The following is a 3386-nucleotide window of genomic DNA, read 5'->3' on the forward strand; positions in this document are numbered from 1 at the left end:
TTCCACACCTCGAAACCTGCCGCATCCCACAGCCCCGCCTCGACCGCGACACCTCGTTTCAGCAGCAGCGCGGCCACCTCGTCGGCGCCGGCCTCGTGCCAGTTGACCGACGCGTGATCAGGCAGCTACCTCGAACCGGAAGAGCCACGCCCCCTGCTCGTCGAGGGCGATGTCTGTGGTCCAGGTGTCCGTACCGTCGTCGAGGGGGGAGAGTCGGTGCAGGCTCTCTTCGCCGGATGGCGACGTGAGCCGGAGGTGCACGCCGATCATGTCGTGCCCCTCACGGAACGCGATCACGCTGAACGGAACGATCTCCCCGACGAAGGCCTTCGGCGCGAATCCGCCCGGAACAGCCGGGGAAGGATCGAGCAGAGGGATGCGGGTCGTCCGCAGCGCACCGGGGGCATCCGCTTCACCCAGGGCGCGCGCCGGGATCTGAGCGGGGCTCCGAAGAGCCGAGGACCGAGTACCAGCACGTGCAGCCACCTCCCGAATGTACCGCGCGGACGTGGTCGCGGGTAGCGCGCCGCGTGGTGCGTCGGGAGCAGGGGTCATTCGACGCGGAACAGCCTCATCGAGGTTCCGGACACCGGCAGCACATCACCCGGCGCGAAGACCTCTTGCTCGTCGGACGGGCGCTCGTGGGCGCTCGACCACAGCGACACGAAACGAGTCGCGCCTTCGATCTCTTCGGGGAGACGCACATCGATCGGTGATTCGGTGCCGTGCACGATGAGCAGGATGCGGTTGTAGGCCTCGGTGTCGGGTGTGGAGGCAGCGACGTACTGCAGCGTCCGGTTCCCGGGGTCGGCCCACTTGCCCTGCTCCATCGTCTCGCCGTTCTGGTCGTACCAGTCCATCACCGAGGCGTTGGGGATGTGTTCGCCGAGTCGCGCGTAGCGGCTGGGGCGCAGCGCAGGGTTCTCCTGACGCAGGCGGATCAGCCGGGAGACATGGGCGCGCAGATCCTCCTGCCAGGGCTCGAACTCCCAGCCGAGCCAGGTCAGCGCCGAATCCTGCGCATAGGCGTTGTTATTGCCGCGCTGGGTGCGTCCGACCTCGTCGCCGGCGGTGAGCATGGGGATGCCCGCCGAGAGGAGGAGCGTGCCGAGCAGGTTGCGCATGGCCTTGCGGCGCGCGGCGAGGATCGTCGGGTCGTCGGTCGGCCCTTCGATGCCATGGTTGAACGCACGGTTCATATCGGCGCCGTCGCGGTTCTGCTCGCCGTTCGCCTCGTTGTGCTTGACGTCGTAGGAGACGAGGTCGTGGAGGGTGAAGCCGTCGTGGGCGGTGACGAAGTTCACGCTGGCGAGCGGACCACGATCCTCGCTGAAGGTGTTCGAGGATCCGGCCAGACGCGTGGCGAACCCACCGATGCCGACCGGGGCCGAGGCACGACGCGCGTAGTCGATGTCGCTCAGCCAGAAGTTGCGCACCCTGTCCCTGTAGCGGTCGTTCCACTCGTGCCACCCCGCCGGGAAGTTGCCCGTCTGCCAGCCGCCGAGGCCGACGTCCCACGGCTCGGCGATGAGCTTCGTGTCGGCGAGGATCGGGTCGGAGGCGATGGCGGTGAGGAGCGGATGCTCCGGCGTGTAGGTGTGGGCGCCGTCGCGGGCGATGGCCGTGGCGAGGTCGAAGCGGAACCCGTCGATCTGCATCTCCTGCGCCCAGTAGCGCAGGGAGTCCAGCACGAGCCTGGCCCCGGCGTCGGTGGCCGTGTTGAGGGTGTTGCCGCATCCGGTGGTGTCGATGTAGACGCCGGACTCGTCCTGGCGGTAGTAGGTGGCGTTGTCGATGCCGCGCAGGCTCGATCGAGGTCCGCCGATGCCCTCTTCGGAGGTGTGGTTGTAGACGACGTCGAGGATCACTTCGAGGCCGGCCTCATGCAGGAGCCGCACCATGCCCTTGAACTCGGCGAGGACCGCTTCGGGTCCCTCCTTGCGGGCCTCTTCGGTCGCGTACGCGGTGTGCGGCGTGAAGAAGTTGAGCGTGTTGTAGCCCCAGTAGTTGGTGAGGCCGCGCTCGAGGAGGCGAGGCTCCGGTACGAAGGCATGTACCGGGAGCAGTTCGATCGATGTGATCCCCAGGGAGCGGAAGTGCTCGATCATCGCGGGGTGTGCGAGACCGGCGTAGGTGCCGTGCAGAGCAGGCGGAACATCGGGGTGGCGCTTGGTGAGTCCCTTGAGGTGGCCTTCGTAGATGACCGTGCGATCCAGCGGGACACGGGGCTTGTGCGAGTCGCCCCAGTCGAACCCGTCGACGATGACGACCGAGCGCCACTCCTCGTAACCGTCGCCCTGTGCGAGGCCACGGGCGTACGGGTCCAGCAGCAGCGTCTCCGGGTTGAACGTGTTCCCCGGGCCGTGCGGGCCGCCGACGCGGATCGCGTAGCGGACTCCCGGCTGGAGGAGCTCGGTGGTGACCTCCCAGATACCTCCGGCAAGGCGTTCGAGAGGCACTTCGTCGGTCGCCCAGTCGAGGTCGGTGGCGTCGAAGACGACCAGTTCGATCGATGAGGCGTTCTGCGACCAGACACGGAGTGTTCCGACGCCGTCGTGCAGACGAACGCCGAGGTTGTCGAGGGCAGATCCGCCGGGCATGGCGAGGTCTCGGGACGCGGGCATGAGTACACACTAGGCGTGATGTGCCGCAGTCTCGCGCCAGGGCGTACCCGGTTCCAGGGGGGAGCACCCTCTCACTGCGGTTTCGCGAGAGAATCGAAGGATGCGGCACTATCTCGACCACGCGGCGACCACGCCCCTGCGCCCCGAGGCACGAGATGCCTGGCTGGCCGCGTCGCAGACGGTCGGCAACGCCTCCTCGACGCACGGTCCCGGGCAGGACGCCCGTCGTCTGCTGGAGGAGTCACGGGAGCGTGTCGCCGCGGTGGTCGACGCCGACCCGATCGAGATCGTGTTCACCTCGGGTGGCACCGAGTCCATCAACCTCGCGCTGCAGGGACTCTGGCACGCCCGCCCTCCGGGATCATCGGCCATCGTGCTGCCCGACGGCGAGCATCACGCGACGATGGACACGGTCGCGGCGCTCGTGGATGAAGGGGCTGAGCTGCGACGGGTGCTCGTCACCCCCGAGGCGCGGATCGATCCGGAGGAGTTCGCCGCCCTGCTACCCGGTGCCGCGCTCGCGACCGCCCTCGCAGCCAACAACGAAGCCGGGACGATCAACGATGCCCGTGCCCTCGCTGCGGCTGCAGCGGTGTCGGACGTCCCCCTCCATCTCGATGCCGTCGCCGCGCTCGGGCACGTGCCGCTGTCGTTCCGCTCCCTGCGCGGCGAGGCCGGAGGCGGCGTCGGACTCGTCGCGATGAGTCTCGCCGGACACAAGATCGGCGCCCCTGTCGGCGTCGGAGCGCTCGTCACCGCCCG

The 3386-nt window shown here is 68.5% G+C and carries 3 protein-coding genes; 1 reads left to right on the forward strand and 2 read right to left on the reverse strand.

Annotation, left to right across the window (positions count from 1 at the left end; translation table 11 throughout):
- Positions 1-117: 117 nt before the first annotated feature.
- A complete protein-coding gene (locus tag KZA10_RS10085) occupies positions 118-486 on the reverse strand; it encodes a maltotransferase domain-containing protein (protein ID WP_374196573.1) in 369 nt (122 codons plus the stop codon).
- A 65-nt stretch (positions 487-551) separates the two neighbouring features.
- Positions 552-2624: a glycogen debranching protein GlgX gene (glgX, locus tag KZA10_RS10090; RefSeq protein ID WP_055868453.1), complete on the reverse strand. Its 2073-nt coding sequence runs from the start codon at positions 2622-2624 to the stop codon at positions 552-554.
- A gap of 100 nt (positions 2625-2724) precedes the next feature.
- On the opposite strand from glgX, the gene KZA10_RS10095 reads away from it, so the two are divergent.
- Positions 2725-3386, forward strand: a 662-nt coding sequence (locus tag KZA10_RS10095) for an aminotransferase class V-fold PLP-dependent enzyme (RefSeq protein ID WP_218682795.1), incomplete at its 3' end; no start/stop codon positions are given.

The sequence above is a fragment of the Microbacterium sp. BF1 genome, assembly GCF_019279095.1.
Lineage (GTDB): Bacteria > Actinomycetota > Actinomycetes > Actinomycetales > Microbacteriaceae > Microbacterium > Microbacterium maritypicum.

Coding starts and splice junctions, on each gene's coding strand:
- glgX (WP_055868453.1), bottom strand. CDS start 2,624: ATGCCCGCGTCCCGAGACCTCGCCATGCCCGGCGGATCTGCCCTCGAC.